The following is a 14,837-nucleotide window of genomic DNA, read 5'->3' on the forward strand; positions in this document are numbered from 1 at the left end:
AGGCCGGATAGCCTCGACGGACCATGAGCGACCGACTGCGTGCCCTCCGACCGTCCCTGGCCGACGGCACCGCCGTCCGGATCGGCACGGTGCTGGCCGTCGTGGGAGTACTCGCCCTGTCGGGCGTCATCGCCGTCGGCGTCACGCATCTGGGGTTCCTCCGATCGGGCCATCGTTCTGCATTCGTTGCGTGGACGCTGATCGCTTGGACCGTCTTCGTGATCGCCGTGCTCGCGGTGCGTTTCGTGCCCGTCCGGTGGATGACCACCATGGTCATCGGCGGAGCGGTGGTGATCGGCATCGCCGCGCTGGTCGGCCCACCGAACACGAGCACCGACTCCGCCCGGTACGCGTGGGACGGCATCGTCCAGCATGCCGGTGTCTCACCGTACGCGCACACCCCCCAGTCCGCGGCACTGTCCGGTCTCCGACCCGACTGGTTGTTCCCCGACAAGGTGGACGGCACGTGCGATCCGCTGAAGCCCCGGTTCCGCGGGCTCGGCGACGGCGCGGACGGGCACTGCACCGCGATCAACCGGCCCGACGTCACGACGATCTACCCGCCGATGGCGCAGCTGTGGTTCGCCGCGGTGCGGTTCTTCGTGCCGGCGACCGCGCAGTACCTGCCGTTCCAGGTCGCCGGGCTGCTCGTGTCGCTCGGTGTGACCGTCGGGCTCGTCCTGGTGCTCCGCCGCATCGGCCGTCCGACCTGGTGGGCGGCGCTCTGGGCCTGGTCGCCGCTCGTCGCGTCCGAGGCGGTCACCAACTCGCACGTCGACGTCGTCGGCGCCGCCCTCGCCACGGCCGGTGTCGTGCTCGTCGCCTTCGGCCGGCCGATCTGGGGCGGCATCGCGCTCGGGGCTGCGACCGCGACGAAGCTCATCCCGGCGATCGTGTACCCGCCGTTGCTCGGCCGCGGTCGGGCCTGGTGGGCGATCCCGATCGGCATCGCGGTGTTCGGGCTGCTCTACGTGCCCTACGTGCTGACGACCGGGCTCGACGTGCTCGGGTACCTGCCCGGCTACCTGAACGAGGAGGGCTACGAGGACGGCTCCCGGTTCGCGCTGGTGTCGCTCGTGGTCAAGGGCGACGCTGCGACCCTGGTGGTGGGGCTCCTGGTGCTGCTGGCGGCGTTCGTGGCGTGGCGGTTGTCCGACCCGGCGCGGCCGTGGTCGGGCGAGGTCCTGATGATCGGCGTGACGTTCCTCGCCGTGACGCCGCGCTACCCCTGGTACGCGCTGCTGCTCATCCCGTTCGTGGTACTGTCCGGGCGGTGGGAGTGGTTGTCGATCGGCCTCGCCATCGCGCTGCGCGGGGTGTGGCCGTCGGCGGACGCCTACCGGTGGTGGTTGCTCGCGGCCGTGGTGGTCATCGTGGTCGTCACCCTCCTGCGCACGGAGCGGTCCGAGTGGCGACGGTGGTGGGAGCGGCTGTCGTTCCGGCGTGTGGAACACGTACGCTGACGACCATGGCACCCGCGATCCTGCTCGGCACGACCGGCTCCGTGGAGCCGGCTCCCGCCGGGCTCGTCGACCGCTTCGGGCGTCGCGCCGTCGACCTGCGGGTGTCGCTGACCGAGCGCTGCAACCTCCGCTGCACGTACTGCATGCCCGCGGCCGGACTGCCGTTCGCCCCCGACGAGGCCCTGATGACGGCGACGGAGATCGAGCGGCTGGTGCGGATCGGCTCGTCGCGGTTCGGCGTCCGCAAGGTCCGGTTCACCGGCGGCGAGCCGATGCTCCGGCACGACCTGGTCGACGTGATAGCCCGGTGCGCCGCGCTGCCCGACGCCCCGGAGTTGTCGCTCACCACGAACGCGATCGGCCTCGCCCACCGCGCCCAGGGCCTGTACGACGCCGGGCTGCGGCGCGTGAACGTCTCGCTCGACACCGTCGACCCCGACGTCTTCACCACCGTGACCCGCCGCCCGTTCCTCGACAAGGTGATCGCCGGGCTCTCGGCCGCGCACGACGCCGGACTCGACATCAAGGTGAACGCGGTGCTGCTGCGCGGGATCAACGACGAGGCCGCCCCGGAGCTCCTCCGCTGGTGCCTGGAGCGTGGCTACGAGCTGCGGTTCATCGAGCAGATGCCCCTGGACCCCGACCACGCCTGGGACCGCACCTCGATGATCACCGCCGCCGAGACCCGCGCGCTGCTGGCGACGTCGTTCGTGCTCACCCCGGACGACGCCCCGCGCGACGGTGCCCCGGCGGAGCGGTACCGCGTGCACGACGCCGTCACCGGCGAGCCCCTCGGCACCGTCGGGATCATCGCGAGCATCACCGAGTCGTTCTGCGCCGACTGCACCCGCACTCGGCTGACCGCCGACGGGCACGTGCGCAGCTGCCTGTTCTCCGACGAGGAGACCGACGTGCTCGGACCGATGCGCTCCGGGGCGGACGACGACGAGGTCGCCGAGCTCTGGCGGCTCGCGATGTGGGCGAAGCCGCGCGACCACGGTGACGACAGCGACGAGCTCGTGCACCCGACACGCGGCATGAGTGCGATCGGCGGCTGAGGCTTGACCACGATCCGGTTCTTCGCCGCTGCCCGCGCTGCCGTGGGTGTCGACTCGCTGACCACGACGGGCCCCACCATCGAGGCCGCCCTCGCCGCGATCGACGCGGCCGACGTGGTGGACCCTGCGCGCTGGAGTGCGTTGCAGGAGCGCTGCTCGTACCTGGTCGACGGCGTGACCACGCGTGACCGGGCGACGTCGCTCGACGGTGTCGAGGTCGTCGACGTCATGCCGCCCTTCGCCGGGGGCTGAATTCGGCGGCTGAGCTCGGCGACTGAGTTCGGCAGCGGAGTTCGGTGACTGAGCGGTACGCCCGTTCCTTCCCACAACGCCCGTTCCTTCCCAGAACGCGCGCGATACCTGGTGCGAACTTCCGACCAGGTACGCCCGATTCGACCAGGTACGCCCGGAACGACCCGGCGCAGCCCGACCCGACCCCGCGCCCGCGCCCGTGCCCCGCACCCCGCGCCCGTTCCTTCCCAGAACACCCGCGATACCTGGTGCTTCCGGGCATACCGTGTCGGAACTTCCGACCAGGTACGCCCGATTCGACCAGGTACGCCCGGAACGACCCGGCACGCCCGACTCGACCCCGTGCCCGGCCACCCCGCGCCCGTTCCTTCCCAGAACGCGCGCGATGCCTGGCGTTTCCGGGCATACCGTGTCGGAACTTCCGACCAGGCACGCCCGATTCGACCAGGCACGCCCGGAACGACCCGGCACGCCCGGAACGACCCCGGCGCACCCCACCCCACCCCACCCCGCCCTACGGCGAGACGGACAGCACGATGAACGCGGCGAAGATCACCAGGTGCACCCCGCCCTGCAGCCGCGTGGCACGACCGGGCAGCACGGTGAGCACCGCCGCGACGATCGTCAGCGCGAGCAACACGATCTGCGACGGCCCGAGCCCGAGCAGCAGCGTCCCCGGCATGAACAGCGAGGCGACCGCGATCGAGGGGATCGTCAGACCGATCGACGCCATCGCGGACCCCATCGCCAGGTTCAGGCTCGTCTGGATCCGGTTCCGTGCGGCGGCCTTCGACGCGGCGATGCCCTCCGGCAGCAGGATGAGCAGCGCGATCACGACACCGACGAACGACGGCGGGAACCCGACGGCGGCGACCCCGGCCTCGATCGCGGGCGACTCCACCTTGGCGAGCCCGACCACGGCGACGAGCGCGACGACGAGCAGCCCGAGCGACACCATCGTGGTGCGTCCCGACGGGCGGGCGGCGTGGGCGTCCTCGGACTCGACGAGCACCCCGCCGGCACGGTTGACCGGCAGGAAGAAGTCGCGGTGCGCCACGGTCTGCGTGACGACGAACAGCCCGTAGAGCACCAGTGACGCGATCGCGACGAACACCAGCTGCGTCCCCGTGAAGGAGGCGTCGTCGGTGCCGGTGGTGAACGTCGGCAGCACCAGGGTCAGCACGGCGAGCGCGGCCACCGTCATGGTCGCGGCGCTCGCGCCCTCCTGGTTGAAGCGCACGGTGTTGTGCCGCAGGGTCCCGATCAGGATCGCGAGACCGACCAGCCCGTTCATCGTGATCATCACCGCCGAGAACACCGTGTCGCGTGCCAGGGTCTCGGCCTGCGCACCGCCCGAGCTCGACAGCGAGATGATGAGCGCGACCTCGATGATCGTCACGGCGACGGCCAGCACGAGCGAGCCGAAGGGTTCCCCGACCCGGTGCGCGACGACCTCGGCGTGGTGGACGGCAGCCAGGACCGTGACGGCGAGCACGACGGCGACGACGACCACCACGGCGGTGCCGAGCCCGTAGCGGCCGTACGAGAACGCGAGCACGACGGCCGCCAGGATCGGCGTGGCCACGGGCCACACCTTGGGGAACCAGGAGGTCATCCGACCATTGTCTCAACCACGGGGCGCGTAGACCGCCACCTCGGCTGCGGGGACATCGATGCACACCGCGTCACCGGGCACGATCCCGAGTGCGGTCAGCCGCGCGAGCGTCAGGTCCGCCACCAGGTCACCGGCCCGCACCCGCACCAGTCCGTCGCGCGGCTCGAGCGACGAGACGGTGCGCGCGGCTCCGGCACCGTCCCGCGTCAGCACGGCGGCCGTCGGGTGGAAGGCGGCCAGGGCGGGCCGGCCGGGAGGCACGGTGTGCGTCCCGGACGCCAGCTCGCCCCCGCCGTCGATCGCGATCCCACCCCCGGTGGCGGTCCCCCGCACCAGCGCGAGTCCGGAGAACGTCGCGGCGAACGCACTCGTCGGACGACCGAGCACGGCCGCGGGGGTGCCCTGCTCGACCACCCGTCCACCCTCGAGCACGACGACGCGGTCGGCCAGGGCGACGACCTCGACCGGGTCGTGCGTGACGAGCACGGCGGGCCGGCCGGCGACCGCGGTCCGGAGTGCCGCGCGGACCTCGTCCTGCGCGCCGACGTCGAGCGCCGAGGTCGGTTCGTCGAGCAGCAGCACCGCCGGGTCGGTGGCGAGCGCCCGGGCGATCGCGACGCGCTGCGCCTGACCGCCCGAGAGTGTTCGTGGGTCGCGGGTGGCCAGGTCGGCGACCCCGACGGCGTCGAGCGCATCGCGGGCGAGCTGCCGGGCCGCGGCGCGACCGGCTCCGGCGGCTCGGGGCCCGAAGGCGACGTTCCCGACGACGTCGAGGAACGGGAACAGGTCGGATCGCTGCGCGACGAGTCCGGTCCGGCGACGGTGCGCGGGCACGGTGTGCTGTGGGGTCGAGACCCGGACCCCGTCGAGTTCGATCCGGCCGGCGTCGATCGGCAGCAGCCCGGCCAGGGCCTCGAGCACCGTCGACTTGCCCGCACCGTTCGGCCCGATGACCGCCAGGCACTCCCCCGCGCGGACCTCGATCACGACGTCGACGTCCCGCGGCCCGACGACGACGTGCGCCCGGACCCCCACCGCACCCTCGGCCGTCACGCCAGGGCTCCGCGGGTCCGGAACGACGAGGCCCCGATGACGACGACGGCCACCACGACGAGCACGACCGCCAGCGCCACCGCGGTGTCCGGGTCGACCTCGCGCTGCAGGTAGACCTCGAGCGGCAGGGTCCGCGTGACCCCCTGCAGGCTGCCGGCGAAGGTCAGGGTGGCCCCGAACTCGCCGAGCGCCCGGGCGAAGCACAGCACGAGCCCGGACACGATCCCCGGCAGGACCCGCGGCGTCGTGACGGTCAGGAACGTCCGGGTCGGCCCGGCGCCCAGGGTCGCGGCGACCCGCTCGTACCGGTCACCCTCGACGCGGAGCGCCCCCTCGACCGAGGACACCAGGAACGGCATCGCGACGAAGGTCTGCGCGATGACCACCGCGGTCGTGGTGAACGCGATGTGCAGGCCGTGGTCGTCGAGGAACGCCCCGACCACCCCGAGCCGACCGAAGGCCGCGAGCAGGGCCAAGCCGCCGACCACCGGCGGCAGCACGAGCGGCAGGAGCACGACGGCCCGGGCGACGCCGACCCAGCGCGACCGCGACCGAGCGAACAGCACGGCGAGCGGGTACCCGAGGACGAACGCGACGCCGGTGGCCGCGAGCGCCGTGCCGAGGCTGAGCCCGAGCGCGGTCAGTGACGCGGTGGAGGTCACGAGCCCGACGAACGACGACCAGTCCACCCGGCCGAGCATCGCGAGCACCGGCACGACGACGAACAGCCCGCCGAGCACCGCGGGCAGCGGGAGCCACCACGCGACCGGCGGCCGTCCGTCAGCGCGCGGAGCCACGGGTCAGGGCTTCCCGAAGCCCGCGTCGGAGAGCACGCGCTGTCCTGCCGCGGAGCGGACGTACTCCGAGAACGCCTGCGCGAGCTCCGGGTCCTGGGATTCCCGGAGCACACCGATCGGGTACGTGTTGACGGCCTTGCTCGACTCGTCGAACGGGACCCCGTCGACCTTGCCGCCGGCTCCTCTGACGTCCGTCACGTAGACGAGTCCGGCATCGGCCTGACCGGACTCGACCTTGCCGAGCACGTCGGTGACGGACTGCTCCTCGCTGACCGGCTCGAGGTCGACGCCCGATGCGGACTCGACCTTCGCCGTCGCGGCACCGCACGGCACCGGGGCGGCGCACGTGACGAGCTGGACGCCCGGAGCCGTCAGGTCGTCGAGGCCGCCGATGCCCCGCGGGTTGCCCGGGGCGACCGCGATCTCGAGCGTGTTCGTGGCGAAGGCCCGCGGCGACCCGGTCACCAGGTCACCCGAGGTCAGCTTCGTCATGTTCGCCTGGTCCGCCGCGGCGAACACGTCGGCGGGGGCGCCGTTCTGGATCTGGGTGACGAGGTCGCTGGAGCCGGCGAACGAGAACCGGATCGAGGCACCGGGGTGCGCGGTCTCGTACTGCTTGCCCAGGGTCGTGAAGGTCTGCTGCAGGGACGCGGCGGCGAAGACGGTGATCGAACCCGACGCGTCGGCGTCCGCGCTCGACGACGGTGACGGCGACGAGGACCCCGCGGGAGCGTCGGCGGTGGAACACGCCGACAGGCCGAGCGTCGCCACGACGGCGAGGGGTACGAGCAACGAGCGGGGACGACGGGTCATCGGGGGTCCTCCTGGTGGGCGGGTGCCTCGACGGCGACCATCGTGGCCTTGACGGACGCCACCGCGACGGACCCGACCTCGAGCCCCAGGTCGCGGACGGCCTCGGCACTCATCAGGGACACCACGCGGTGCGGGCCGCACTGCAGTTCGACCTGCGCCATCACGGTGTCGACGACCAGGTCGGTGACGATCCCGACGAAGCGGTTGCGCGCCGAGCTCTTCACCGTGGACGCCGGGTCGGTCAGCTCGGAGCTGCGTTCCCGTGCGTACGCGGCGACCTCTCGACCGTCGACCACGGCTCGCCCCGCGTCGTCCGTGGCACGGGTGAAGGTGCCCCCGTCGACGAGCCGACGAACGGTGTCGTCACTGATCCCGAGGAAGGCCGCAGCATCCCGTACCCGCAGTTGCGTCATGATCCACCGATCCTATCCGCGGATGCGGCGGCAGGGGCGGTGGGGGTGACCTGGCTGGGTCAGGACCGGTGCTCGATCGCCACGGGCAGCCCCTCGCGACGCCAGGCCTCGAAGCCGCCGTCGAGGACCGCCACGCGCCTCCCGGCCGGCTGCCGCGCCGCCCACGCGTCCGCACGGGGTCCGCGTGCGCAGTAGACGACGACCTCGTCCGCGCCGGTGTCGTCGGGGACGGCACCGGCGACCACGCCGGCCGCCCGTTCCTCGTCGGTCCGGACGTCGACGACGACCAGCGGGTCCGACGGGTCCGCCACCCTGGCGGCCAGGGCGGACGGCGCGATGCGCGGCGTCGCGTCGGCACCGGCAGCAGGTGCCGGTCGACGCGAGGCGGGCCCGCGACGGACGGGGCTCTCGGTCCAGCGCCACCGGCCGGCGTCGACGGTCAGGACGCGTCCGAGCAGCGGGTCACCGCTACCGGTGACCAACGCGAAGACCTGTCCCGCCATGACCGCGCCGACCGCGCCGCACAGTGCGGGGACGACGCCGTCGAGGGCGCACGAGCCCTCGTCGGGCAGGGCGTCGGGGTGTAGGTCGTGGAAGTCGACGCCGTCCGGGCCGGCGTCGCGGAAGACGCTGACCTGCCCGTCGTGGCCGAGCACCGTGCCCCACACGAACGGCACCCCGGCCGCGGCGCAGGCGTCCGAGATCGCTCGGGTGACCACGACCGAGTCGGCGGCGTCGACCACGACGTCGTGTCCGGCGACCAGGTCCGGCGTGAACGACGCGACCACGGCGACCGCGTCGAGTTCGGGGTCGACGGCGACGGCTCGGGCCACAGCGACCCGTGCCTTCGGCGAGCCGACGTCCGCGGCCGTGAAGAGCGTCTGCCTGGCCAGGTTCGACGCGTCGACCACGTCCGGATCGACCACGGTGAGCCGACCGAGCCCGGCGAGGTACGCGACCACCGGCGCCCCGAGCCCGCCGGCCCCGACCACGAGGATGCGCGATGTGGCCAGGCGTCGCAGCCCGGTGACCCCGACGTCGGCGAGCGCGGCGGTCCGCGAACCGAGCTGCGTCCGCCCCGGGGAGAGCGCGGCGGCGGGGGCGACGAGGGGTTCCATCCCGTCATTCTGGCCCGTCGCACCGAACTCCTGCATGTGAGAGTTCAGTGCCCGGACGCGGCGGATCCCCAGAGCAGATCGGTACGGTCACGGGCGTGAGTTCCCCGCGCACCGGCACCGTCCCGGTCCGACGTACGACGTCGGACGCGTCGGTGCGCGCGCGCTCACTGGGGCTCGTCGCGGCGGCCGTCCGGGCCCTCGCCCGGACCCCCGAGATCACCGTCGGTGCGCTCGGCGTCGTCGTCGCAGCGGCCTTCAGCTGGGTGCCGTCGGTCTGGTACGACGAGGCCGCGACCATCGCGAGCGCGCAGCGGAGCTGGCCGGCGCTCTGGGCCGAGCTGCAGAACGTCGACGCCGTCCACGGCCTGTACTACGCCGTGATGCACGTCTGGTTCACGCTCGTCGGGTACTCGCCGTTCACGCTGCGGTTCCCGAGTGCCCTCGCCATCGGGGTCTCCGCCGGGCTCGTCGTCGCCCTCGGCCATCGTCTCGGCGGTGTGCGGCTCGGCGTCGTCTCCGGGATCGTGTTCCTGGTCCTGCCCCGCGTCGCCTGGGCCGGCACCGAGGGGCGCCCGTACGCCACCGTCACGACCTTCGCCGTCGCGCTGACCCTCGTGGGGATCACCGCGGTCCGGCGCACCCGGATCCGGCACCACGCGACCCGGTGGTGGGTCGTCTACGCCCTGCTCGCCGTGGTCGCCGTGCTGTTCAACGTCTACCTGGCCCTGGCCGTCGTCGCGCACGGGGTCGTGCTCCTCTGGACCGCCGTCGCCGACCGCGCCGCACGTCGCGACGCCGTGCTCTCGCAGCGCAGCGGTCCGGTGGCCGCGCCGATGGTCGACCGCGCCGCGTTCGTGCGCTGGGGCGTCGCCGCCGTCGGGGCCGCCCTCGTGGTGTCGCCGTTCATCGTCCTCGCCGCCGGGCAGGCCAAGCAGGTCGGCTGGATCACCGGCGTCGGGTGGGCCACCGTGCGCCAGGTCGTCGCGACCGCCTGGTTCGGTGCCGTCTGGCCGTACGCGGTGCTCGGGTGGGTCCTGATGATCGTCGGCGTCGTGCTCGCCGTGCGTGCCGCCCGACGCCCTGCCCCGGCTGCCCGCGACCTGCTGCGGATGCAGGCCGTCCGCGTCGCCGTCCCCCTGACGATCCTGCCCACCGCACTGCTCGTCGGCGCGACCGCCGCCGGGGAGCACCTGTACTCCCCGAAGTACGCCAGCCTGAGCCTGCCCTTCGTCGCGCTGCTCATCGGCCTGGCGATCACGGCGATCCGACCCCGGCGGTGGCTGGCGCTCGCCGTCGTCGGGATGCTGCTCGTGTCGGCGCCGACGAGCACGCTCGTCCGGCTGCCCCACGCCAAGCAGGACTCGCACTGGGCGAACGCGGCGGCGATCATCGAGCGCGAGCGGGACCGGCGCACCGACCAGAACGAGGGCGTCGTCTTCGGCAGCGTCTGGGAGCACCCGGGCACCACCGCGCAGGTCATCGCCGACTCCTACCCCGAAGCCTTCACCGGGATGCGCGACCTCGCTGTCACCGAGACCGGTGCCGAACGCGGACAGCTCTGGAACGTGAACGGCGACGTCGCCGCGACGGTGCCCGAGCGGATCTCCGGCATCGACACCGTGTGGTTCGTCGGCGGCAAGTCGCGGAACATCCGCCCGCAGGTCACCGAGACGCTCGTGGCCGAGGGCTTCCACGTCGTGCGCTACTGGCACACCGGCACGGTCATCCTCTGGAAGTACAGCCGCTGACGCTGGACCGACCGCGGCGGGACTGACCGCCGCTCGGCGTCGAGCCGCTCGCCGGGCGGGCCGGACGTCGGGTCAGTGCACCACGCGTGCGCCGTGCACCGGACCGGTGGCCCGGAGTGCGACGAGGCCGGCGGCGCTGAGCTCGACCTGCAGTTCGAGCGCGGCATCTCGGTCGCCCACCAGGAACGCCACCGTCGGTCCGCTGCCGGACACCAGGCCGGCCAGGGCACCGGACTTCTCACCGAGCTCCAGCGTCGCCGCGAGCCGGGGCTGCAGCCGCATGGCCGGTGCCTGCAGGTCGTTGTGGACGCAGTCGGCGAGCAGGTCGGGGTCGCCCGCACGCAGGGCCTGCAGCACGTTGGCCTCGACCACGGGGTGCGACGGCGCCGGGGAGATGTCGGCGCGGTACCGCTCCCGGTGCTCGTCGAGCGCACGGTAGACGGCCGGGGTGCTCAGCCCGTCGTCGCTCAGGGCGAGGACCCAGTGGAACTCACCCTTGGCCAGCGCCGGGCTCAGCTCGTCACCGCGGCCGGTGCCCACGGCGGTGCCGCCGGCGAAGGCGAACGGCACGTCGGCGCCGAGCTGCGCGGCGAGCCGGAGCAGCTCTTCGCGACCGAGCGCGGTGCCCCAGAGCGTGTCGACGGCGAGCAGGGTCGCCGCGGCGTCCGCGGAGCCACCGCCCATGCCGCCGGCGACGGGCACCTGCTTGTCGATGGTCAGCCGCACCCCACCGCGGTGTCCGGCCGCGTCGGCCACGAGCCGGGCCGCACGGATGGCCAGGTTCGACTCGTCGACCGGCACGGTGCTCGTGTCGATCGGACCCGTGAAGGTGACCGAGAAGTCGTCGGCGGCCTCGGCGGTGACGTCCTCGTACAGGGACACCGCCTGGTACGCGGTGGCGACGTCGTGGTAGCCGTCGTCCTGCAGCGCCCCGACGGACAGGAACACGTTGATCTTGCCGGGGGCGCGCGTCCGCACGCGGGTCGGTGCGGCCAACGTGGTCATGCGCCCAACCTATCCCGCTGCGGCTGCCGTGAACCCCCGCGCCAGGTCCGCGGTGATGTCGTCGATGTGCTCGAGGCCGATCGACAGGCGGATGAGTCCGTCCCCCACCCCGGCGGCCGCCCGCTCGTCGGAGGTCATCTGCACGTGGGTGGTCGATGCCGGGTGGACGACGAGCGAGCGGACGTCCCCGAGGTTCGAGACGTGGTCGAACAGCTCGAGCGCCGCCACGAACCGTCGGCCCGCGGCGACCCCGCCGGCCAGGTCGAACGACAGCACGGCCGACGGTCCCTTCGGCACGTAGCGCTGCTGCAGGTGGTGCCACGGCGAGTCCGGCAGGCCGGCGTAGTGCACGTGCTCGACCTGGTCGTGGGCGTCGAGCCAGGTCGCCACGGTGGCGGCGTTCGACACGTGCCGGTCCATGCGGAGCGACAGCGTCTGGATGCCCTGGAGCACCAGGAACGCGTTGAACGGCGCGATCGCGGGCCCGAGGTCGGCGGACAGCTTCGAGCGGGTGCGCTGGATGAACGCCCGTCGCCCGAACTTGTCGGCGAAGTTCGTGTTCGCGAACCCGGACTGCTCGGTCGTGGCCAGCTGCGGGTAGGCGTCGGCGTGCGCCGCCCAGTCGAAGTTCCCGCTGTCGACGATGAGCCCGGCGATGGCGCTGCCGTGTCCGGCCAGGTACTTCGTCGCCGAGTGCACGACGATGTCGGCACCGTGCTCGATCGGGCGGACCAGGTACGGCGTCGCGATGGTGTTGTCGACGATGAGCGGCACACCGGCCTCGTGCGCGACCCCGGCCACCCCGGCGAAGTCCAGGACGTCCCCGCGGGGGTTCGGGATGGACTCGCCGAAGAACGCCTTCGTCTCCGGACGCACCGCCGCCGCCCACTCGGACAGGTCGGTCGGGTCCTGCACGAACGTGAAGGTGATGCCGAGGTCCCGCAGGGTCGAGGCGAACAGCGTGTAGGTCGCGCCGTACAGCGAGGCGCTCGACACCACGTGGTCACCGGCGCGTGCGACACCGAGCACGGCCAGCGACGTCGCCGCCTGCCCGGACGCCAGCGCCAGCGCACCGATCCCGCCCTCGAGGTCGGCGATCCGGCGCTCGAGGGCTGCCGCCGACGGGTTGTTCACCCGCGTGTAGGTGTGGCCGGGGGCGTCGAGCATGAAGCGCGCGGCGGCGTCCTCGCCCGACGGGTAGACGTAGGCGGCGCTCTGCGCGATCGGCGGCACGTTCGCGCCCCAGCCCGGATCGGCCTTGAAGCCGGCGCGGATCTGGCGGGTCTCGAACGCCCAGCCGTCCTCCGCGTTGGTCGGCGTGGCCGCCATCAGGACCCCGCCCCGACCGACTGCCGGACGAGCGGGATGACCTGCTCGCCGAACCGGTCCATCTCCTCGAGCTGCGGCGAGAACTGCAGCAGGAGCGTGTCGACGCCGGCGTCCTCGAACTCCCGGATGCGGTCCGCCACCTGCGACGGCGTCCCCACGAAACCGGGGCGCAGGCCGCGGTTCGACACCGAGTAGTCCTCGAGCGAGGGCACGTGCTCGAGCTGCGACTTCGAGATGAAGTCCTGGTACGACTCGTACGCCTTGCCGTGCTGCACGTCGGTGATCCGGGCGAGCTCGGCCTGCGCCTCTTCCTCGGTCTCGCGCACGATGACGTACGCGGCCATGCCGAACGCCTCGAACGGCGGCAGGCCGGCGTCGACGCGGCGCTGCTTCATCTCGTCGATCTTCGCGCGGAGCTCCTGGACCGTGCCGCCGTGCGTGACGTAGGCGTCGGCGTACCCGGTGATCGCGGCCTTGCCGGCCTCGCTCTCCCCACCGGCGTAGATGCGCGGCGTCACGCGGGGCTTCGGCTCGAGGTGCGCGTTCTCGATGTCGTAGTACTCGCCCGAGAACGAGTACGGGGTCTCGCGCCACAGGCCCTTCATGACCTCGACGAACTCCGCGGTGCGCTTGTACCGGTCGTCGTGCTCCGAGAAGATCCCGCCGTACTGCTTCGCCTCTTCCGCCCACCAGGCGCTCACGACGTTGAAGGTGAACCGGCCGCACGAGATGTCGTCGATCGTCGCCGCCTGCTTCGCCGTCACCGCGGGCAGGTGGTACCCGGGACGCATCGCCGCCATGATCTCCAGGCGCTCGGTCGTCGCCGCGATGGCCGCCGCGAGCGACCACGCCTCGAGCGAGGGCGCCGCCGTGCCCTTGATGTCGTTGAGGTTGAGCTCCGGCACGAGCGTCAGGTCGAAGCCGATCCGCTCGGCGCGCTGCGCCAGGCGCTTCACGTAGTCGAAGGTGACCGGCATGTTCTCGTTGTCGACGTTGCGCAGCCAGCCGCCGAAGAGCGGGGTCCAGTATCCGAATCGCACGTTGGTTCCTTGGGGGTGTGGGAAAGGCGGACTGGAGGCCCGTGGCGGGCCCGCCACGGGCCTCCAGTCCGGTGGTTCTTGCGTTCTCAGGCCGTGAGCTGCGCCGCGTACTGCGTCTCCAGCAGACCACCGAGGTACTTCGCGATGGAGCGCGGGCCGGAGGCCGGCGCGGACTCCTCGACCGCGGGGTTGTAGTTCGTGTTCGTGTTGATGTCGTAGACGACGGTGCGGCCGTCCGTCGTCTCCATGAACTCGACGCCCGCGATGGTGATGCGCTGGTCGGCGAGGAACGTGCGGAGCTGCTGGACCAGCGGGTGCTCGGCGGTGATCTCGGTCCGGACGGCGAACGCCGGGGGTGCACCGACGGTCTCGGTGCCGGGGACGTCACAGACGGCGCCGGCGATGACCTGCGGCACCTCGCACGCGTCGGCGGGGCAGAGCTCGAAGCTGCCGGCGCTCGTGTCGACGCGGACCGCGTACACGAACTCGCCGCCGACGAACTCGACGCGGGTGATGAAGGGCTCGCGGGCCGTCAGGTACTCCTGCAGCAGGGTGATGCCGTCGACCGGCGCCTCGAACTCGGGGCTGTCGACGTAGGCGTCGAACTCGGCGAGCGAGTCGAACCGCCGCACACCCAGGCCCTTGCCGCCCTGGTTGTGCTTCGTGATGAAGGGGACGTCCTGCCCGTCGGTGAAGGTGCGGGCGGCGTCCTTGAGCGTCGTCGTGCCGAACACGGCGGTCGTGCGCGGCACGTCGAACCCGGCCTGCTGCAGGAGACCGTGCTGGGCGACCTTCGACACCTCGAGCTCGAGCACGTGGCTGCCGCCGACGACCTGGCGGCCGGCACGCTCGAGCCAGCCGAGGATCGCCCGGGTGTACTCCTTGCTGTGCTCGTGGCCGCGGGTGTGGGAGCTCGCGGACATGCGGCTCCAGTAGACGCCGGGTGCCGGCTCGGCCGCGAGGTCGATCTGCCCCTCGGTCAGCAGGATCTCCTCGACCGGGACACCCTCGGCCTCGAAGGCGGCGGCGAGCGGGGGGAACCACTCGGGGTTCTCGTGGATGACGTACACGCGCGGAGTGCTCACGCCCCCACCCTAGGCACGGTATACCGCACGCGCCCAAGTGTGTGACGT

The 14,837-nt window shown here is 72.6% G+C and carries 14 protein-coding genes; 4 read left to right on the forward strand and 10 right to left on the reverse strand.

Translation table 11 applies throughout. The features are described 5' to 3' along the window. The first annotated feature begins 23 nt into the window (after positions 1 to 23). Genes FFG40_RS16420 through FFG40_RS16430 form a run of 3 tightly spaced genes read left to right on the forward strand, consistent with a single transcriptional unit; the run spans position 24 to position 2,773 of the window. Positions 24 to 1,463 (forward strand): glycosyltransferase 87 family protein, encoded by a 1,440-nt coding sequence (locus FFG40_RS16420; RefSeq protein ID WP_138804057.1) that lies wholly within the window; start codon positions 24 to 26, stop codon positions 1,461 to 1,463. A gap of 5 nt (positions 1,464 to 1,468) precedes the next feature. Further along, entirely contained in the window at positions 1,469 to 2,521 is a 1,053-nt protein-coding gene (gene moaA / locus FFG40_RS16425) for a GTP 3',8-cyclase MoaA (protein WP_138804056.1), read from the forward strand. Between the two features lie 3 nt (positions 2,522 to 2,524). Further along, complete coding sequence (locus tag FFG40_RS16430) at positions 2,525 to 2,773, forward strand: MoaD/ThiS family protein (RefSeq protein ID WP_138804055.1); 249 nt, start codon at positions 2,525 to 2,527, stop codon at positions 2,771 to 2,773. Between the two features lie 514 nt (positions 2,774 to 3,287). Here FFG40_RS16430 and FFG40_RS16435 read toward each other — a convergent pair. The 6 genes from FFG40_RS16435 to FFG40_RS16460 are packed head-to-tail and all read right to left on the reverse strand — an operon-like array spanning position 3,288 to position 8,582. Further along, positions 3,288 to 4,388 (reverse strand): calcium:proton antiporter, encoded by a 1,101-nt coding sequence (locus FFG40_RS16435; protein WP_017888287.1) that lies wholly within the window; start codon positions 4,386 to 4,388, stop codon positions 3,288 to 3,290. A gap of 12 nt (positions 4,389 to 4,400) precedes the next feature. Beyond that, the gene (locus tag FFG40_RS16440) at positions 4,401 to 5,441 is read right to left on the reverse strand and encodes an ABC transporter ATP-binding protein (RefSeq protein ID WP_260678901.1); all 1,041 of its coding nucleotides are present in this window, start codon (positions 5,439 to 5,441) and stop codon (positions 4,401 to 4,403) included. Further along, the gene (locus FFG40_RS16445; protein WP_071246956.1) at positions 5,438 to 6,238 is read right to left on the reverse strand and encodes an ABC transporter permease; all 801 of its coding nucleotides are present in this window, start codon (positions 6,236 to 6,238) and stop codon (positions 5,438 to 5,440) included. The genes FFG40_RS16440 and FFG40_RS16445 overlap by 4 nt, the downstream gene beginning before the upstream one ends. A 3-nt stretch (positions 6,239 to 6,241) precedes the next feature. Further along, the gene (gene modA, locus FFG40_RS16450) at positions 6,242 to 7,051 is read right to left on the reverse strand and encodes a molybdate ABC transporter substrate-binding protein (protein ID WP_138804054.1); all 810 of its coding nucleotides are present in this window, start codon (positions 7,049 to 7,051) and stop codon (positions 6,242 to 6,244) included. Then, the gene (locus tag FFG40_RS16455) at positions 7,048 to 7,464 is read right to left on the reverse strand and encodes a molybdopterin-binding protein (RefSeq protein WP_138804053.1); all 417 of its coding nucleotides are present in this window, start codon (positions 7,462 to 7,464) and stop codon (positions 7,048 to 7,050) included. Before FFG40_RS16455 ends, modA begins: the two co-directional genes overlap by 4 nt. A gap of 59 nt (positions 7,465 to 7,523) precedes the next feature. Next, positions 7,524 to 8,582, reverse strand: coding sequence for a ThiF family adenylyltransferase (locus FFG40_RS16460; protein ID WP_185974219.1), 1,059 nt, complete (start codon positions 8,580 to 8,582; stop codon positions 7,524 to 7,526). A 95-nt stretch (positions 8,583 to 8,677) separates the two neighbouring features. On the opposite strand from FFG40_RS16460, the gene FFG40_RS16465 reads away from it, so the two are divergent. After that, positions 8,678 to 10,330, forward strand: a complete 1,653-nt coding sequence (locus FFG40_RS16465; protein WP_138804051.1) for a glycosyltransferase family 39 protein — start codon at positions 8,678 to 8,680, stop codon at positions 10,328 to 10,330. 72 nt (positions 10,331 to 10,402) lie between these two features. On the opposite strand, the gene FFG40_RS16470 is transcribed toward FFG40_RS16465, so the two are convergent. The 4 genes from FFG40_RS16470 to FFG40_RS16485 form a co-directional block, all read right to left on the reverse strand. Further along, positions 10,403 to 11,335: a 4-(cytidine 5'-diphospho)-2-C-methyl-D-erythritol kinase gene (locus FFG40_RS16470; RefSeq protein WP_027466065.1), complete on the reverse strand. Its 933-nt coding sequence runs from the start codon at positions 11,333 to 11,335 to the stop codon at positions 10,403 to 10,405. A gap of 9 nt (positions 11,336 to 11,344) precedes the next feature. Next, positions 11,345 to 12,664: an O-acetylhomoserine aminocarboxypropyltransferase/cysteine synthase family protein gene (locus FFG40_RS16475; protein ID WP_138804050.1), complete on the reverse strand. Its 1,320-nt coding sequence runs from the start codon at positions 12,662 to 12,664 to the stop codon at positions 11,345 to 11,347. Then, on the reverse strand, positions 12,664 to 13,704 hold the full coding sequence (locus FFG40_RS16480; protein ID WP_138804049.1) for an LLM class flavin-dependent oxidoreductase: 1,041 nt from the start codon (positions 13,702 to 13,704) through the stop codon (positions 12,664 to 12,666). The genes FFG40_RS16475 and FFG40_RS16480 overlap by 1 nt, the downstream gene beginning before the upstream one ends. Before the next feature lie 86 nt (positions 13,705 to 13,790). Further along, a complete protein-coding gene (locus tag FFG40_RS16485; protein ID WP_138804048.1) occupies positions 13,791 to 14,789 on the reverse strand; it encodes a RimK family alpha-L-glutamate ligase in 999 nt (332 codons plus the stop codon). Positions 14,790 to 14,837 lie beyond the last annotated feature (48 nt).

Source organism: Curtobacterium sp. KBS0715, assembly GCF_005938005.2.
GTDB lineage: Bacteria > Actinomycetota > Actinomycetes > Actinomycetales > Microbacteriaceae > Curtobacterium > Curtobacterium flaccumfaciens.